At 47.4% G+C, this 18,485-nt stretch carries 16 protein-coding genes; 1 reads left to right on the forward strand and 15 read right to left on the reverse strand.

The features are described 5' to 3' along the window. Positions 1–69: 69 nt before the first annotated feature. Positions 70–2,712, reverse strand: coding sequence for a DNA polymerase I (polA, locus tag HMPREF0847_RS10170; RefSeq protein WP_008808164.1), 2,643 nt, complete (start codon positions 2,710–2,712; stop codon positions 70–72). 111 nt (positions 2,713–2,823) lie between these two features. Between polA and HMPREF0847_RS10175 the strand changes: the two genes are divergently transcribed. After that, on the forward strand, positions 2,824–3,300 hold the full coding sequence (locus HMPREF0847_RS10175) for a YcxB family protein (RefSeq protein WP_008808163.1): 477 nt from the start codon (positions 2,824–2,826) through the stop codon (positions 3,298–3,300). Between the two features lie 47 nt (positions 3,301–3,347). Here the strand turns inward: HMPREF0847_RS10175 and HMPREF0847_RS10180 are convergent, their stop codons facing one another. The 14 genes from HMPREF0847_RS10180 to HMPREF0847_RS10245 form a co-directional block, all read right to left on the reverse strand. Next, the gene (locus tag HMPREF0847_RS10180) at positions 3,348–3,962 is read right to left on the reverse strand and encodes an HAD-IA family hydrolase (protein WP_008808162.1); all 615 of its coding nucleotides are present in this window, start codon (positions 3,960–3,962) and stop codon (positions 3,348–3,350) included. After that, positions 3,959–5,236, reverse strand: coding sequence for an MATE family efflux transporter (locus HMPREF0847_RS10185; protein ID WP_008808161.1), 1,278 nt, complete (start codon positions 5,234–5,236; stop codon positions 3,959–3,961). Before HMPREF0847_RS10185 ends, HMPREF0847_RS10180 begins: the two co-directional genes overlap by 4 nt. A gap of 106 nt (positions 5,237–5,342) precedes the next feature. Further along, the gene (gene thrC, locus HMPREF0847_RS10190) at positions 5,343–6,827 is read right to left on the reverse strand and encodes a threonine synthase (protein ID WP_008808160.1); all 1,485 of its coding nucleotides are present in this window, start codon (positions 6,825–6,827) and stop codon (positions 5,343–5,345) included. 116 nt (positions 6,828–6,943) lie between these two features. After that, positions 6,944–8,080, reverse strand: coding sequence for a LysM peptidoglycan-binding domain-containing protein (locus HMPREF0847_RS10195; protein ID WP_008808159.1), 1,137 nt, complete (start codon positions 8,078–8,080; stop codon positions 6,944–6,946). 823 nt (positions 8,081–8,903) lie between these two features. Then, on the reverse strand, positions 8,904–9,527 hold the full coding sequence (locus HMPREF0847_RS10200) for a V-type ATP synthase subunit D (RefSeq protein WP_004192619.1): 624 nt from the start codon (positions 9,525–9,527) through the stop codon (positions 8,904–8,906). Then, positions 9,524–10,918 carry a V-type ATP synthase subunit B gene (locus HMPREF0847_RS10205; protein ID WP_002902006.1) on the reverse strand — a complete coding sequence of 465 codons (1,395 nt, stop codon included), beginning with the start codon at positions 10,916–10,918 and terminating at the stop codon, positions 9,524–9,526. The genes HMPREF0847_RS10200 and HMPREF0847_RS10205 overlap by 4 nt, the downstream gene beginning before the upstream one ends. Beyond that, on the reverse strand, positions 10,905–12,695 hold the full coding sequence (locus HMPREF0847_RS10210; RefSeq protein ID WP_008808158.1) for a V-type ATP synthase subunit A: 1,791 nt from the start codon (positions 12,693–12,695) through the stop codon (positions 10,905–10,907). The genes HMPREF0847_RS10205 and HMPREF0847_RS10210 overlap by 14 nt, the downstream gene beginning before the upstream one ends. Positions 12,696–12,869: 174 nt before the next feature. Then, positions 12,870–13,565, reverse strand: coding sequence for a GNAT family N-acetyltransferase (locus tag HMPREF0847_RS10215; RefSeq protein ID WP_008808157.1), 696 nt, complete (start codon positions 13,563–13,565; stop codon positions 12,870–12,872). Positions 13,566–13,572: 7 nt separating this feature from the next. After that, positions 13,573–13,893, reverse strand: coding sequence for a V-type ATP synthase subunit F (locus HMPREF0847_RS10220; RefSeq protein WP_002894448.1), 321 nt, complete (start codon positions 13,891–13,893; stop codon positions 13,573–13,575). Continuing rightward, positions 13,880–14,893 carry a V-type ATPase subunit gene (locus tag HMPREF0847_RS10225; protein WP_008808156.1) on the reverse strand — a complete coding sequence of 338 codons (1,014 nt, stop codon included), beginning with the start codon at positions 14,891–14,893 and terminating at the stop codon, positions 13,880–13,882. The genes HMPREF0847_RS10220 and HMPREF0847_RS10225 overlap by 14 nt, the downstream gene beginning before the upstream one ends. A 10-nt stretch (positions 14,894–14,903) precedes the next feature. Next, on the reverse strand, positions 14,904–15,494 hold the full coding sequence (locus HMPREF0847_RS10230) for a hypothetical protein (RefSeq protein WP_008808155.1): 591 nt from the start codon (positions 15,492–15,494) through the stop codon (positions 14,904–14,906). Positions 15,495–15,504: 10 nt separating this feature from the next. After that, entirely contained in the window at positions 15,505–15,984 is a 480-nt protein-coding gene (locus HMPREF0847_RS10235) for a V-type ATP synthase subunit K (RefSeq protein WP_008808154.1), read from the reverse strand. Between the two features lie 132 nt (positions 15,985–16,116). Further along, entirely contained in the window at positions 16,117–18,072 is a 1,956-nt protein-coding gene (locus tag HMPREF0847_RS10240) for a V-type ATP synthase subunit I (RefSeq protein ID WP_008808153.1), read from the reverse strand. Continuing rightward, a complete protein-coding gene (locus tag HMPREF0847_RS10245; protein WP_008808152.1) occupies positions 18,062–18,385 on the reverse strand; it encodes a hypothetical protein in 324 nt (107 codons plus the stop codon). Before HMPREF0847_RS10245 ends, HMPREF0847_RS10240 begins: the two co-directional genes overlap by 11 nt. Positions 18,386–18,485: the final 100 nt, after the last annotated feature.

Below are 18,485 nucleotides of genomic sequence, written 5' to 3' on the forward strand. Positions count from 1 at the left end.
GCTTCCTCGCATTCATCGAATGCTGTGTCAGCTTTCTATTTTCACTTTGTGTTTTACGCCCTTGATATCTTATTTTGCCTCGTACCAAGTTTGGCCGGCATTTTCATCAGCCACTAGTGGAACGGCTAGCTCAATCGCGGCTTCCATGGTTTCTTTGACTAGCTGGCGGACGGCTGTTAGCTCGTCATTGGGCACTTCCAGCACGATTTCATCGTGTACCTGCAAGAGCATGCGCGACTTGAAATTCTCCTCTGTCAGAGCTCGATCCAGATTAATCATGGCGACTTTGAGAATGTCTGCGGCCGATCCTTGGATGGGGCTGTTAATGGCTGTGCGCTCCGCAAAATTTCGGATGTTAAAGTTGCGGGAATTGATGTCCGGCAAAGAGCGACGACGATGGTAAATGGTCTCTACATAGCCCTTATCACGCGCTTCACGAACGATGGTTTCCATATAATTCTTGATACCAGGGAAACGCTCAAAATAGGTCTCAATGTAGTCCTTAGCAGCCTTGCGGGAAATACCCAGATTATTGGCTAGGCCAAAGTCGGAAATTCCATAGACTACTCCGAAGTTGACAGCCTTGGCATTGCGGCGGTCATTAGGTGTCACATCCTCTGTCTTTTCAATACCAAAGACCCGCATGGCGGTAGCCGTGTGAATATCTTCTCCATGTTGAAAGGCAGCAATCAGATGCTCGTCCTGCGAAATGTGAGCCAGCACCCGCAGCTCTATCTGGGAATAATCCGAACTGAGAAGTACGCTGTCTGCCCACTCTGGCACAAAGGCCTTGCGAATGAGGCGCCCCTGCTCCAGGCGAACGGGGATATTCTGCAGGTTCGGGTCAACCGAGGACAGGCGGCCCGTCTGAGTCAAATCCTGAACATAGCGAGTGTGAATCTTACCGTCAGCCGCTATCGCCTCCTGCAATCCGATGATATAAGTGGACTGGAGCTTGCTGATTTGACGGTATTCCAGAATCTTAGACACAATCGGTGCTATCGGTGCTAAACGCTCCAGTACGTCAACCGCTGTCGAGTAGCCCGTCTTGGTCTTTTTGGTGTATTCCAGCGACAACCCCATATCTTCAAAGAGAATGGTTCCCAGCTGTTTGGGCGAGTTAATATTAAACTCCTGACCAGCCAGATCATAAATCTCCTGCGTTAGACTTTCCAGTGTCTTTTCATTTTCCACCTGCATGCCTTGCAGGGTTTCCCGCTCAACCTTGATCCCTGCAATCTCCATCTTAGCTAGGACAAAGGCCAGCGGTTGCTCCATTTCAAGCAACAAATCCAGCTGATCGTGGGAACGGAGCTGGTCTTTCATTGGCTCTTCTGTTTCCAACAACACTTGAACCTTACGAGCTAGATGCTCAAAGAGCTGCTCTTGCTCCGGCAAAGCTCGCTTGGCTCCCTTGCCATAAACCTCGTCATCAGTCGGCAGAATTGTTTGGCCGTAGAGGCGAGCAATAGTCGCCAGCTCATTATCCTCGACCGTCGAAAGCAAATACTTGGCTAGGCGCGCATCAAAGGAGGCTGCTGGTAGTTCAATGCCGTAATGACTGAGCAGTACCTTGGTCCGCTTGAGGTCGTAGGTTTTTAGAGCTGTTTTTGCCAAAAATTCTTGAAAGAGAGGCTGCTGCAGTAAATCGCTGGAACCGACATAAATCTGACGACTATCGCCCCAGGCAAGACCGACAATCTCTTCCTTATGGTAGTTGTCGCCCAAAATTTCAAAATAGAAGAATTGCTCTGGTGCCAGCATATCCGCTGTCACCTCAGTCACTTTGGTAAATTCAATTGGTTTGACTTCTACTGGTTCCTGACCAGTTCCTAGCTGAGCCTTGAGCTGCTTGAAGCCCATCTCGTCGTAGAACTTGCTCAGGGTCTCTACCTGTGGCCCCTTGTAAACCAAATCATCCAGTCCGATTTCGATCGGAGCCTGAGTATTGATGGTTGCGAGGGTCTTAGATAAGAAGGCCTTGTCCTTGTCATTAATCAGATTTTCCTTCATCTTGGAAGCCTTGAGCTGGTCGATGTTTTCATAGAGATTTTCCAAAGAGCCATACTCCAAAAGGAGCTTGAGGCCAGTCTTCTCACCGATCTTGGTCACGCCAGGGATATTATCCGACTGATCGCCCATCAACGCCTTGAGGTCAATAAACTGCTCTGGTGTGATGCCCATCTTTTCCATGAGGTAGGCTGGGGTAAATTCTTCGAACTCGGCCACACCTTTCTTGGAAATCTCCACCACTGTATTATCATCCGTCAGCTGAATCAAGTCTTTATCGCCGCTGACAATGGTCACATCGTAAGGCACAGCTGTCTTTTCAGCCATCTTGTCCAAGGTTCCGATGATGTCATCCGCCTCGTACTGAGCCAAGTCGTAGTAGTGAATGCCTAGGTGGCTCAGCATTTCACGGATAAAAGGTAGCTGCTCACGAAATTCATCCGGTGTCTTGGCCCGACCTGCCTTATAATCGGCGTACATCTCGGTCCGGAAGGTCGTCTTGCCAGCATCAAAAGCTACTAGGACATGGGTCGGCTGCACGCGCTCCAAGAGATGATTGAGCATAAGGTGGAAGCCATAAATGGCATTGGTATGCAGGCCCGATGGACTCTTGAAACGGTCAATTTGATTGTAAAGCGCAAAAAAAGCGCGAAAAGCAACGGACGAACCGTCGATTAATAATAATTTGTTCTTTTTTTCCATAGGTTTATTATAACACGAAAGGCGGACAAAGACAGAAAAGGCGGTGTGGAAAATAGAAAGTGATTTTAACTACTCCTCTGTGTTATAATAATAAAAACTAGGAGGTAAGAGATGTTTCCAATCCGTATTACAACTCTTATGACTGAAGAAGTTTATAAAAGATTTTCTTGGGCTATTCTCGTGCGACGAAAAGGATTTGTATTATACATAATCATACTGATAATCGGGCTGTTCGCCTACGTGATGTTCAGTCCGTTAGAGAAAAAGATAATATCTATCATATTGGCTCCCCCTATTTGCGCCTCTATGTACTATTTTGGCATGAATTATCAGATAAAGAGGGCCTATCAAAAAAATCCTTTATTTCAGAACATGGAGGTCACTCTGATATTTGACAGAGAGTCTTTTGTAGCTCAGAATAAGCGCAGAGAATTTCACTATACCTATGATGATATTGTCAAAGTCATTATGACAAAGCAAGATTTTTATATCTTGATAGGGGAGAACACTGGTTTTGCAATTGAAAAAAAGAACTGCACACCCGAGGCTCTTGAGTTCTTGTTAGAACTTCACATTGAAAATATGTAAAAGAAAAAGCAGGCTAGACTGACAGTAGATCAGCTCTGGTCTGCTTTTTATCTTGTAAATAATTGCTTGATCTCCACCAACTTCTCGATTTTCTGATTGATTTCTGGTCGGTAGTCACAGAAGTTAATGCTCTGGATGCCACTGTTGAATGCGACATCCACATCCAGGGTCCGGTCGCCGATATAGTAGGTTTTCTGCTTATCCAGGCCATATTTCTCGAGTAGATAGTCAACCCCTTCTGGGTGGGGCTTGCGCTCAAAGCCGTTGGCTGTTGTGATGATTTCTGTAAAATAGTCATGAATACCCAAGTCTTGTAAAATTTGATGGGCATTGAGTCCCTTGTGGGTATAGACGAACTGGGCAATGCCCTGCTCTTCAGCCCAAGCCAGTATCTCCTCAGCTCCTTCCATCAGATGGACTTGAGCATTCTTCTCTTTTAGGCTTGCTCCACGAAAGGCATTCATTTCAGCAGCATCTAGGCCCTTCTCAGATACCACTTTTTCCAAGAGCTTCTGGACAGAGTGCTTTAGGATATAGCTGTGGATACTTTCTCTATCAAAGTCCAGACCATAGTGAGCATAGGTTTCTTCAATCCCTGCCAAAATAGCATCGTAGGAATCCAGCAAGGTACCGTCCAAATCCCAAATAAACGCTGTTTTCATGTGATTTCCCTCATTTTTCTGTCAAATAAAACTTTTAAAAATAGCCAGCGGAAGCCATTGTCCAAGAGTGTCCCAGCCCAGACTCCCGGAAGGCCCAAGCCAAAGGTCACACCCAACAAATAGCCTGATATGATGCGAATCAGCCACATGCCAATAGTCGTAGCATAGAAGGGCAGTCTAGCATTGCCCAGACCCTGCCAGAGAGCTGTGTAAATCACGGTTCCCACTGCCATGGGAGTCCCCAGTAGGGAGAAGAGGATGACTAAAAGACTAGCTGTGATAGCTCCGCTATTGTCCGTATAGAGCAAGGTCAGTGGCCGACCAAAAGCAAAAATCCCTAGAGCCACGGGTAGCATACAAGCAAAAGATAGCCAGAAGGTCCGCTGACGAATTAGAGCGACCGCTCGCATATCTCCCTCACCAACCGCATGGGCGACCAGCATGACTGTTGCTGTTGCGACCCCAAAGGCAGGCATATAGTTAAACTGAGTCAGAACTTCACCAATGGCATTTCCTGCTACTGCTTCCGTGCCAAAGGCGACCACAATGGCAATAATCACCACGTCACCCGCCCGCATCATGAGACGCTCTCCTGCAGCTGGCAAAGACAGGCGTAAGAGCTCTCGATCTAAGCCCCAGCTCCAGTGGATCGCGGACAAATCCAGCTCTCGCCAGAGAATGACCACACCGATCAAACGAGCCAGCACCGTTCCCAGCGCTACACCGACAATACCAAGCTGAAAGACGTAGATCCCTAGGCCGGATAAGAGGGCATTGAGCACATTTGTTAGAAGACTGACATACATGGGAAATCTAGGATTGCGCGTGACCCGCACCAGCGCTCCAAAACTAGTCATCAAGCCTAGCAGAACAATAGTCCCACCAACCAGAGCCAGATAAAGACCCCCAGCTTCAGCCACCGCCTTTTCTGTCCCTAAAAGATCCAGCATCTGCCTGCCAAAGAGTAGAGAAATCAGCCCCAACAGAAGGCTCAAAAGCAAGGTCAGCTTGATAGCTTCAGCTGTATGATAAGCTAGATTTTCCTTGTCTCCCTGAGCCAGAGTCTTGGAAATGAGACTTGAAATAGCAGCCCCTAAAGCGATAAAAATTGCTTGATAAATAGTAATAATATTGCTGGCCACCGAGACACCAGAGATTGCAATTAGCCCAAGACTGGCTACCAGATAGTTGTCTACCATACCCATGAGCATTTGCAAAAAGTTCTCCGCCATTGCCGGCAGGGCGATATTCATGATTTTTTTATAAGTCGTCATAAAGAAAATTCTTCCTTTTAAGCATAAGCTACTTCACCTTTCCATAGGACATCTCAAGAAAAAATCAGCCAGATATCTAGCTGATTTTAGGCTTTCTAAGCAATATTTATAATCCTAAGTAATCCTCAACCGCTGCCTGCATTTGGTCTGCAGCAACCGTCGTTTTGTGGCGAACCGGTGCTGTTTCTAAGCCATCCACTGCTGGTGGAAGGGCTACGCCAGAAAGTTCGTGCAGTTGGCCCAAAGCCTCGAAGTCACTAAGTCCTGTTTGATCAGTCACAGCTTCAACGGCTACAACTGGGAACTTGTAAGGACTAGCGGTAGACGCGATAACAGTCTTGCGCTGATCACCTGTCTCTGCCAAGTATTTTTGATAGACAGCGGATGCAACGGCAGTATGTGGGTCTTCGATGTAATCAGATGCTTGATAGACCCGCTTGATTTCAGCAGCTGTTTCTTGCTCTGTCGCATAATCAGCCGCAAAGAGCTCTAAAATCTCAGCGTCAAAGTCTGTCAGTTCATACTGTCCATGCTCATTTAGGGCAGCCATCAGGGCAGCTGTTTTCTCAGCGCTATTACCAGACAGATGGAAAATCAAACGCTCCAAGTTAGAGGAAACCAGAATATCCATGGACGGACTAGACGTCACCTTGAAGCTCCGTTTCTTGTCATAAACCTGAGTCTTGAAGAAGTCCGTCAGGACATTGTTCTCATTCGAAGCACAGATTAGCTTGCCAACTGGCAGACCGATTTGCTTGGCATAGTAGGCCGCCAAGATATTACCAAAGTTCCCTGTCGGAACTGTAAAGTTAACCTGGTCGCCCGATGTGATTTCTCCCGTCTTCACTAGCTGAGCATAAGCATAGACATAGTAAACAATCTGAGGCACCAAACGGCCGATATTCATAGAGTTAGCTGATGAAAACTGGAGTTTGTGCTCCAAGAGACGAGCTCGTAGGTCTGTGTCATTGAACATATGCTTGACATTGGTCTGGGCATCGTCAAAGTTGCCGTCAATGGCCACCACATGCGTATTGGCACCTGTCTGCGTTGTCATTTGCAGCTCTTGAACCTTGCTGACACCGTCTTTGGGATAAAAGACAATAATTTCAGTCCCTGGAACGTCCGCAAAGCCTGCCATAGCCGCCTTGCCTGTGTCACCAGAAGTTGCCGTCAAAATGACAATTTTGTTTTCCAAGCCGTGCTTTTTGGCCGCGGTTGTCATCAAGTGAGGCAGGATGGACAAAGCCATGTCCTTAAAGGCAATGGTCGCTCCGTGGAAAAGTTCTAGATTATACTGACCATCCAGCTTGACCAAGGGAGCAATCGCTGCATCATCAAACTTGCTGTCGTAGGCATGGTTGATACAGTGGTCCAGCTCCGCTTCAGAAAAATCATCTAAAAAAGCAGATAAAATCAACTTGGCTACTTCCTGATAAGAAGCGTCTTTGAGCTTGGCAAAGTCCAAATCGACCTGCGGATAAGTAATAGGTGTAAAAAGGCCTCCGTCTGTTGCCAAACCTTGCAGAATCGCCTGGCTAGCTGTTACTCTATTCTTTTCGTCACGTGTTGATTGATAAACTAAAGTCATTCTTTCTTTTCCTTTATCTGTAATTCGTTTTATTATACCAAAATTTATCAGAAAATTCTCGCTTTTTCACAAAGAATATAAGAAAAAGCCCATTTCTGGGCTTTTAATTGTCTTATTTATTCATTCATAGATACGTGCACGTGGTCGTAATGGTTTTCAGTCACACTACCACGGTCTGGCATTTGGTTCCAAGTATTGGCTGGACCGTAAATGCTATCAAATGGTGCATAGAATTTCTGTTGCCAGATAACATAAGAGATTCCTCTTCCGGTCATGTTAGAAGTAACATCAGCTGCAACCTGATTTCCTAACTCAGTATTGTTGCCAACGATAAAGTCAGCTGCCAAGCCCTTACCATGATCTCCGCTATCACCTGGACGATAAAGACTGAATTCTGTAATTCCATATTTAGCTGCTATTTCTTCTTTCAAAGCAGCAGTCTGTGGTCTCAAACCTTCATTAGCAGCGTTATTGCTTGTTTGAGTTGCTACAGCTGGGGCAGTGTAGGTTGGAGATTCAATATTAGTTACATCTTGGTTAACCTGCTCTTGGTCTAATTGAGGGGCCGCTTGCGTTACAGCTTCTGCTTGAGTTGCCTCTGGCTGAGCTGGGGTCGCTGGAGCAGCTGGTTCAGTGATAGGCTCAGCAGACTGTGGTTCACTCACTTCCGCAGCAGCTGCCACTTGACTTGAAGCAGCTTCTGGAGCTGATTGAGCTTCTGCAGGAACTGCTGGTGCATCAGATGACGCTTGTTCTTCTACAGGGGCTGGAGCCACTGGAGCATCAGTTACTGGGGCTGCTGGAACTTCAGCATTTGCTTCAGTTGAAGGAGCCGTAGTTTCGGCAGGAGCTGCCTCAGGCTGAACTGGAGTTGCTGGAGCTGGCTCAGAAACAGGTCCTGTTACAGCTCTTGTTGCTTGTGGACTTGTAATTTCTACACCAGTTATTTCGTTTTTATCATTTGTCGTAATATTTAAAACCGTATTTGGATAGATTAGATCAATATTAGCAATCGCGTTAATATGAGCCAGAACATTTACATCCAAGTCAAATGCTTCCGCAATTGTTCCAAGAGTATCGCCATATTGGACTGTATAAGTCTGTTGATTTTCACTACTAGTAATGTCAGCTTTGATTTGATCAACTGTCCTAGCTGTCCAATTTTGTGATTCCTCTTCAGCATTGGCTGTTATCAATGGGAACACCGACAAAGCTACTGTTGAAGCGAATAGCATTTTTTTATTGATTTTCATATGTAAAGTACACCTTTCTTCATTCATACTACAAATCTCATCTTAACATAATTTCCCCAAGAATAAACCCTTTTTCATCCGATTTAATCGAACTGTCTGACCTTTGTAATATAGAGACGCACTTGTAACATATCCTCAATAGTTAGTAATAAATATACAAAAAATAGGACAGCTTTACTTCTTAATAAAAAGCGATTATACATTGGTATATCAAAGCATTAAAAATGATTAATAGCTTTTTATTTCAGATTTTCACATAGTCAAAGAAAGGCTAAAATAAGCCTAAAAACTCGGAAAAAAGAGAACTGGGCTTGAATTCATCGAATCCATCGTCCAGTTCCTATTTTTTTATTCAGTTTTCTTTATTTTTTTGTATTCTGCGAAACTGACCCCGACCTAAGCTCTTGGCAAAAAAGATAAAATCTCCTAGAAGCTATCGCTTCTCCGTCTATTTTTGCTGTGAATATATCTATTCACTCTGGATTATCTCAGCTAAATCGAGCTACGTCTAAAAACTCTGAAAAAAGAGAACTGGCTCGGATTCATCGAATCCATCGTCCAGTTCTTATTTTTTATTCAGTTTTCTTTATTTTTTGTATCCTGCCAAACTGAACCCGACCTAAGCTCTAGGCAAAAAAGATAAAATCTCCTAGAAGCTATCGCTTCTTCGTCTATTTTTGCTGTGAATATATCTATTCACTCTGGATTATCTCAGCTAAATCGAGCTACGTCTAAAAACTCGGAAAAAAGAGAACTGGCTCGGATTCATCGAATCCATCGTCCAGCTCCTATTTTTCAGTCGTTTTTTTAACGCCTACGCATCTTACTTCACCTTCATCATTCGGACGAGGCTGGCTCGTTCGGCTTCTTCTAGCTTCATCTCGATGTAGTAGATGGTTTCTTTGAGGTCAGGGATGGTAGCATACTCTAGTCCATTGACCCGGCGGCGGGTTTTCTCGATTTCATCCGCCATGAGCTGGCAGCTTTTCTCAATTTCAGCCAGTCGCAGCAGGTCCGGAAGCAGATCGCTCATACTTTCAATGGTTTCATCCATCTGGCTGTTAGACGCCACATAGCTATAAACCACGTCTCCCTCGTCATCACCATAGGGATTGTCAATATGGGCGTGCATCTTGGGCACGCGCACACTCATGATATTCTCAGTCTCCACATGTAGATTGACTTCCCGCATGGGCACAGCGAAAATCTCCTCGACCATGAGATCGCTCTCCAGCGCCTTTGCCATGACAAAGTCCTGCAGGTGACCGACCAGAGCGGATTCGACCTTTTGGCGGAGCTGATTGTTCTCACGGACAGACTCAATGAAGCGCCGCATCAGCTCATCCCGCTTGTCCTTGAGCAATTTATGCCCACGGACAGCCGTTTTGAGACGGGCTTTTAAGTTATTCAGCTCCATCCGAGTCGGCTTGACATTGAGTCGCGTCATCTTTCTTCCTCCTTGGTCTGTGGCAGGTATTGGTCAATCATATCGTCCTTGATCCGCTTAAGCTCTGTTCTTGGTAAGATGGATAGGAGTTCCCAGCCCAGATCCAAGCTTTCCTCGATGGTTCGGTTGGTCTGGAAACCTTGATTGATGTATTCCTGCTCGAATCGGTCGGTAAAGCGCACATAGAGCTTGTCCGTTTCGGACAGGGCAGATTCCCCCAGAACGACAGCTAGTTCCTTGGCCTGCTTACCTTGCGCATAGGCAGCAAATAGCTGGTTCATAGTTGCGGCATGGTCACCTCTGGTCTTGCCCTCACCTGAACCCTTGTCCTTGAGACGAGATAGAGATGGCAGGACATTGATGGGCGGACGATAGCCGCTGTTGTAAAGGTCGCGTGAAAGGATAATCTGACCTTCCGTAATATAACCTGTCAAGTCTGGAATCGGATGAGTAATGTCATCCTCTGGCATAGACAGGATCGGAATCTGCGTCACCGAGCCTTTCTTGCCAACTAGACGACCAGCCCGCTCATAAAGGGTGGACAGGTTAGTATAGAGGTAACCCGGATACCCACGGCGGCCCGGCACTTCACGCCGAGCTGCGGAAACTTCCCGCAGGGCTTCACAGTAGTTAGTCATGTCAGTCATGATAACCAGAACGTGCATGTCCTTTTCATAAGCCAGATACTCGGCTGCTGTCAAGGCAATCCGTGGCGTCGCAATCCGCTCAATAGCTGGGTCATTAGCTAGATTGATAAAGAGCACCGAGCGGTCAATGGCTCCTGTCTCCCGGAGGTCATTCATAAAGAACTCGGCTTCTTCAAAGGTAATCCCCATGGCAGCAAAGACCACGGCGAAGTTTTCATCGGAGTTAAGCACGGTCGCCTGACGGGCGATTTGAGCTGCTAATTCCTTGTGGGGCAGACCAGAGCCAGAGAATACTGGCAATTTTTGTCCCCGAACCAAAGTATTGAGGTGGTCGATGGCTGAAATACCGGTCTGTATAAACTCATCTGGATAATCGCGAGCTACTGGATTGATGGCTTGACCGTCAATATCCAGATATTTTTCTGGCAGGATAGCTGGGCCACCATCAATCGGCTTGCCCATCCCATTGAAAATCCTGCCCACCATGTCTTCTGACACTGGCAGCTCTAGCGGACGGCCAGTAAAGCGGACCTTGGCTTTTTCCAGATTGATACCGCTAGATCCCTCAAAAAGCTGGACCATAGCCTTGTCTTCCTGGACTTCCAGGACCTGGCCCTGACGCTTGCTACCGTCATGTAGCTGGATTTCTACCAATTCATTGAAATGCACGCCAGCGACTTGGTCGACAATCATCAGAGGGCCGACAACTTCACTGACGGTGCGGTATTCTTTAATGACGCTCATTGTCTAGTCCTCCTTGGGCAAGAATCTGGTGCAGGGTTTCCTCGATAGTCTGACTGAGGGCTTGGATTTTTTCTAGCTGGTCTTCATGTATAAACTTGCTGCGGGCAATTCGGTCACGCAGCTCCACCGTTCCTTCCATGATTTCCCGGAAATAAGCTCCCAGCTCCAAGGCACGATTGGCCTCCGCATCGAAGGTCAGGATATTGCTCAATAAAGCCACCTGCTTTTTGAAAGAAGTATAGGTGTCCACATCATCAAAGGCATTCTGCTGCAGGTAGTCCTCGCGGATCATCTTGGCTGCATTCATGGTCAGCCGGTCCTTTTCAGACAAGGAATCCAAGCCCACCAAACGCACGATTTCCTGCAGTTCACTTTCCTTTTGCAGGATATTCATGGCCTTGGTCACCTTTTCTGCCCAAGCAATCTTCTCATGCTGGTCGATATATGCTCCCACTTCGTCTAGATAGAGCGAGTAAGAGCTCAACCAGTTGATAGCTGGGAAATGCCGGCGTTGAGCCAGCTGTGCATCCAAGCCCCAGAAGACCTTGACAATCCGCAGGGTATTTTGCGTTACTGGCTCAGAAATATCTCCACCTGGAGGTGATACGGCTCCGATAGCGGTTATAGAGCCTTCGCGCGCAGTTGAACCGAGCGTCTTGACCCGGCCAGCCCGCTCGTAATACTCAGCAATCCGGCTGCCAAGATAGGCTGGATAGCCTTCGTCACCTGGCATTTCTTCCAGACGGCCGGACATTTCCCGCAGGGCTTCTGCCCAGCGAGAGGTGGAGTCCGCCATGATGGCCACGGAATAGCCCATGTCACGGAAGTATTCTGCGATCGTAATCCCTGTGTAAATCGATGCCTCCCGAGCCGCTACTGGCATATTGGAGGTGTTTGCAATCAGCACCGTCCGCTGCATGATGGATTGGCCAGTTGATGGGTCAATCAGTTCTGGAAATTCATTGAGTACATCGGTCATCTCATTGCCACGCTCACCGCAGCCGACATAGATAACGATGTCAACATTGGCAAACTTCGCCACCTGGTGCTGAACCACAGTCTTACCAGCCCCGAATGGTCCTGGTACGGCTGCTGCTCCGCCTTTGGTCACTGGGAAGAAGGTATCAATGACCCGCTGACCCGTCACCAAAGGCTCAACTGGAATCAGCTTCTGAGCAAAAGGTCGCCCACGACGGACCGGCCATTTTTGCATGAGAGTCCCTTTAAAGACAGACCCATCCGCCTGCTCAATCTCGTAAACAGTTTCTTCAACAGTGAAACTGCCAGCTGAGATATTAGCCAAGCGTCCACTGACGCCGACCGGCACCATGATGCGGTGCTCCACCAGATTGGTCTCCTGCACTGTTCCCAGAATATCGCCAGCCTCAACTGTATCTCCGACAGACAGACTTGGAACAAAGTCCCATTTAGTCTCTCGGTCTAGATTTGGCAGTTGGACACCGCGGACGAGGAAGTCACTCTTCGTGATGGTTTGGAAACGCTCCAAAGGCCGCTGAATCCCGTCAAACATCTGAGAAATCAGACCTGGTCCCAGCTCAACGGACAGAGGACTTCCAGTCGTGATGACCGGCTCTCCCGGACCCAAGCCAGAAGTTTCCTCATAAACCTGTATAGAGGCTTGGTCCCGCCGCATTTCAATAATTTCACCGATCAGCCCCAAATCGCCAACTCGGCAGATATCCTGAATATTCGCTTCCTGCATCCCTGATGCCAGCACCAGAGGACCAGAAACTTTGATAATCTTTCCTTGACTCACAATCTTCCTCCATTCTTGGGAGATTTTTCTTGCTTCTCAATAAAAATCGAAGCTTAAACTAAGTTAGATACGGACCTAGTTTGAATTTCATTTTCAAAGAGTATTATTTGATTCTTGCCGCGAATTTAAAATCTTTCTTAGCTAACTCTAGGGCAAGTATTGTTTCTTTTTATTTTAAAAATCAGATAAGGCTTTTATTTGCTGACCGTTTACGTCAAAATTGTCTGGGCTAAGCCATTTTTCTAGACGACTCTTGACGGCCGGCCAATCCGTGTCAATCATAGACAGCCAGTCCGTATCTCGGTTGCGCCCCTTATAGACAATAGCCTGACGAAACCTACCTTCATAAGTGAAACCAAGCCGCTCTGCTGCTCGCCTTGAAGGCTGATTGAGGGAGTCGCATTTCCATTCATAGCGACGATACTCCAGCTCTTCAAAGACATAGCGTGCCAGTAAGTACTGGGCTTCTGTAGCCAGTCTGGTGCGCTTCAGCTTAGGCGAATAGGTCACAGCTCCCACTTCAATGACACGGTTATTTCTGTCAATCCTCATCAAGGCAAAAGTTCCTAGAGCTTTACCGCTCTCCTTGTCCACAATCGCATAGTGAAAACGGTCCTGTGCTGCCAGCATCAGATCTAGCTTCTGTGACCATTCTGCCTGACTTTGGGCAGGAGTTTGAAAGAGATAGGTCCACATATCCACAGGAGAATCCGGACCATACACTTCATACAAATCCGTCCCATGCTTATCCTTGGACAAACGCTCGATAATAACATACTGGCCTTCGATTCGCTCCAGATTGGGCAAGTCCCCCGGCTGAAAATCCAGTAGAGCATCCCCAATGGGTTGGCCTAGTTCATTCATTCGCATAAAAACCTCACAATATATCTTGTCCGACAGCCTTTTCGACATTTTCATGAATCCGCGAAAGAGCCAGTCCCGTGCTCCCCTTATGGGTAGGAATAAGCACAAGAGCAGGAATCTCCAGCTGGTCATAGTAGGCCAGGGTTTCTGGAATATCCGCAGCCATATCCTCCGTCAGATAGATAATACCGAAATCTTCGCGAGCGAGCCGACGCAGGGTATTGACCGTCTCCTGAGCTTCTTTTACTGGAAAGGTCTGAAAACCAATCAGCTTAAATGGGAGAATAGTATCGCGATTTCCCACGACAGCAATCTTGTAGCTAGTCTTGTCCATAAATCGGTCGCATCCTTTCTCTGATAAGCTCTACTGGCAGCTGATTATCCATTCCGGTCAAAATCAACCGCAGATTCTTGACTTCCAGCTCCTTACCCAGCAAATAGCGGGCCAAAGGGAGCGGACCATCTGTCTCAAACTGACCAGCCGCCAGCAACTTAGCCTGCAAGAGGTCCGTTAGATATTCTAACTCTACTGTCGTCAAGGTCTGGTTCCGCATTTTTTCCTCATAGGCGCGAAGTTCCAGATCGTAACCGCAGGGATTGACCTGGCTAAACCAAGTCAAGAAATCCCCCTGCTCTGCCATGGCAATCCAGTTGGCAGCAGAGAGGCTCCCTTCATCAGACAGGAGCTGCCTCATAAAGCTGCGCGGTTTCTCCAAGCCAACAGCCCGCTTAACGGTGATGGCATTGTAAAAATCAATGGTCAGATTCACCAGCTGCAGCAGATAGTCATCTTCCAATTCCTGTGTCAGGCGCTTGAGATGCTGGAAATAAGCCATGTCCATGCCAATCTCCAGCACGCGCACATCCTGATAATCCTGGTATTCCTGCCAGGTCGCAAGCACCTCATCCAGCATGAAATCTGGACAATACTCAGCCGAAAAAGCCATAACTAGGTGCTCTAAAACCTCCAGAGAATAGGTCCCCACCGGCATCAGCAAATGCTCCAGGGACTGACCTGTCGCCCGACCCTTGAGAAAAACTTTGAGGTTGTGGTAAGTATAGCGGAGCGTGAAAATCTCCACTAACTCCTTACTTGGACTAATCTCAAGCGCCCAATTATAAACGGAATACAAATGCTTCATCAGTACTTGCTCAATGGCATTGAGATCCTTAATCGCTTCAGCATCCATGGCATAGACCGTTCCCTGCAGAAGAGCTGAACTGCTGTCAGCATCGTCAGCCTGCAGCAACTGTTCATATTGCTGGGGCGTCAAAAAGGAAGCCTCCTGCACACTAATGGCTGTATTGACTTGAGAGAAGCTTGTTTCACTCATGGTCCGCCTCCTATTCTGCCTGGTCTTTGAAAATATCCTGAGCCAGACGGTAGCTTTCCTCCTGCCAGACTGAGTCCAACAAGTCACGATAGAGATAACTATCATCCACCCGTCCTTGGCTCAGCACAAAGCCTGCTTGATCGGCTATAAACTGGTCTGAAAAATGCACTTGCGGAAAGACCTTTTTCAAGCCTTCCAACTGGCTGGAGTTAAATTTCTCAGCTGATAGAGCACCGAAAGTCAGTGTCAATTCTTCCTCTGGATATTTGGCCAGGACACTCTTTAGAAAATGCTCTTCTTCAGCTAGTGACCAAGCCGACATCTGAGCATAGGCTTCCTCAAAAAGCTCTCTGAGAACCCGCTGCTTGATGACCAGAGTAGACTGGCGCTTTTGATTTTCCAGCTGCTGAATATCGCGCTGACTACGCCGGCTGATTTCTTTCAGCTGCTGCTCCCGCTGTCCAAGCTTTTGCCGAACCAGCTGGGCCTCACGTTCCTTGGCTTCCTGTTCTATTTTCTCAGTAGCCTCGGCCAAAAGCAGACGCCCCTTCTCGTGAGCCTGCTCCAAGACAGAAGCTTTGAGATCTGATATGTCAGACATAAAAGCCTCCTTACTTCACATTCAGAACCATGATGAAGGAAACAACGAAGGCCAAGATGGCGTAGGTTTCAACCATGGCCGCGAGTATTACCCCTTTCATGACCTCTTCCGGACGCTTGGCCAAAATCTGAATACCAGCTGTCGCCACTCGTCCTTGATGCTTGGCTGAAAAGTAACCGACAATGGCAACTGGCAAAGCAGCTAGGAAATAAGCTACGCCTGATTGCAGAGCCAATTCTGGCTTGATATTAAAGAAGACGGTAATCCCGATAACAAAGCCGTAGAGACCTTGGGTACCTGGCAAAAGCTGTAAGATCAGAGCTTGAGCGAATTTTTCCGGCTGTTCTTTCAAGAGGGCTACTGCTGCCTGACCTGTGCTTCCAACACCCAGAGCTGAGCCCATTCCGCTGAGAAAGACCGCCAAAGCTACTCCCAGACCTGCAAAAAAGGCGCCGCCGTATGTTCCAAAATATGATGCTAAATGTTCCATGATTTACTCCTATGAAAATGCTGTAATTGTCGTAAAACCAACAGCTAGTTAAATGAATGATACTTGTTTTGATGTTTTAGAAAGTGTTTTTCTAAAGATGAGCTTCTCATCTATTACCATAGTGTCTAATCTTTATTTCTTACTTTGCTGAACGTATTTCTCACTAGGCTTGAGCGGAGTGAAAGGCTTACCGCCTCCGTCGTAGAATTTCCCGAAGAATTCCACGAAAATCAAACGCGCTCCGTGTACATAACCGGACAGAAAAGATAGAAACATATTGACCAAATGCAGGGCAATAAAGAGCAGAATGCCGATGCTAAAGCGAGCGACAGGTGGAAAGAGGCTGACAATCAAGTTAAAGGCCGAGCCAATGCTGGCTCCTGAAAGCCCCAGAGCCATCAGCCGCGTAAAGCTGACAAGATCTCCTACATAACCGCTGACATTGTAAAGATTAAAGAGACCTGACCCCAATCCTGCCAAGCTCTTAGCACTGACAATGGATACTGCCAGTATGCCCAGAGCATTGATGATAGCCAGCCACTGACCAATCGTTGCAGCAAAGGCCAAGGATGGGAAGAAATTTCCCAAGGCCAAGAGTAGCAGCCCCAGCAAAATCAGCACCCAAGCAAAGCCTGCATTATAAGCTTCTGCATAATCCTTGAGGCGGATATTTTTCAGACCGCTGAGGAAGAGGCCCGCCAGCACCGTAACAAAACCAAAGACAACCGAAATAACCAGAATCGTCATGGCATCGGAGCTGGTGCTAATCAGAGCGAAGGGCAGTTCAAAGCCAAAGAAAGAACCATAAACCAGTCCCCAAATGATGACTGCCACACCCAGCAGGCGGAAGAATCGTAGATTCTTAGCCAGTCCCGGCTTAACATGCAAGAAGTGCAGCGCCAGACTGGTGCCTACAAAGAGTAAAAGGCCGTAGCCGATGTCAGCGACCATCATGCCAAAGAATACAAAATAGAAGAGGGAAACGACAGGGGTTGGATCCTTGTCACCATACTTAGGCAGGGAATACATCTCCGTCACTAGCTCGAAGGGCTCCACCAATGCATTGTTTTTAAGCTTTGTTGGAACCTTATCTTCCTCGTCCTCTCGAATCTCTCTGACCTGAATGAGAATGCTCTGGCCAAACTGCTCTGTCAAGCAAGTCTCAAGAGCTTGCACTTGATTGCTTTCGATCCAGCCTTCCAAGGCTGCCAGATTTTGCGTACTGGCTAACTGATTTTTACTTTCTTGACGGGAGGAGAGATTGCAGAGATAATCAAGCTGAACCTTGAGCTGGTCCAACTCATTCTTGGAAGCTGCCAGACTCTTGGTCATAGCATCTGCCACTGCCTTCTGCTGTCGAATGTTGGCCTTGAGCTGGGCTACCCGCTCAGCAGGCAGTTCCGCATGGTCGTACTCAAAAGGCTTAAAGCCATACTCTTTCAAGATTTTGCGAACATCTTCCAGAGAGCCTGTCTTGTAAAAAATAAGAACCCCATGCTCTGTATCATCAGTAAAGACTTCCTGAAACTTCAGGTCGGGATGTGCTCTCAGGGTCAGGCGCAGAGCATCGTCGTCGGTATTAGGAATCGTCCCAATCAAAGCTCCCAGATGACTGAAAGTCGCAGCTGCTTGCGGTGTTAGCTCCAGCGGCTCCCACTTCTCCAGCGCAGCCACTTCCAAACGGTCTGCTTCTATCTGTTCCTTGGCCTCTTGCAAGACCTTGAGTTGCTTACTGATTCCTTCCAGCAACGCCCCCTCATCGCGAGCCTTCCCTGCCTGCTCTAAAGCAGCAAAGGACAGCTCCAAAGGCTCTTCTTTTAAGGCTTCCAGCAGTTTCTTTTTGGGCATAAAGGGCTCCAGATCTGCAATCAGTCTCTCCAGTTTTTCCTGACGACTGAGCAAATCCTGCCGAGATAGCTGCCGATCCGGCCGACCGACTAAATCCTGTTCAAAGGCTGCCTGCCAATCCTCTTCCTGCCGCAAATCATGAATCTGAACCGACTCTAAACCCTGTAGGTAAAAGAGAAGCTGGTCTAGCAGTTCCTTGGGCAGGAGCAGAGACAGTTGCCGCATTTGACTAATGGCCATAGGCTTCTACCACCTTCTCTACAATGGCTCGCGCCAAGTCTGCTTTTTTGTCTGTCAGCGCAGCCTCAACCTTGTCCTCATTTTGCTGGGTTGTCTGCTCCAAGTCTTGCTGCAGGAGCACCAACTTTTGCTGGGAACTCGCTGTTAATTCTTCTGCCAACTTCTGCGTTTCATCATCATAGGTCAGACCCAGTCGTCTGAGATTTTCATCTACTTGCTGTCGCAGCTCCTGAGCCTGCTTCCTGTAGCCCATCAAAACTTCTTCTGCAGCAGTTTCAATTTCCTGCATTTTTTCAAGTGTTTCATTGGCCATCTATTCACCCCCTCGTTTTCAAAAACCTTCGAAAACGGATTTTAAAATCTGCATTCCTGACCGACTAGCCAACCATCTGGCAAGGTTATCTTCTGGAATA

It is taken from the genome of Streptococcus sp. 2_1_36FAA (genome assembly GCF_000161955.2).
Taxonomy (GTDB): Bacteria; Bacillota; Bacilli; order Lactobacillales; family Streptococcaceae; genus Streptococcus; species Streptococcus gordonii.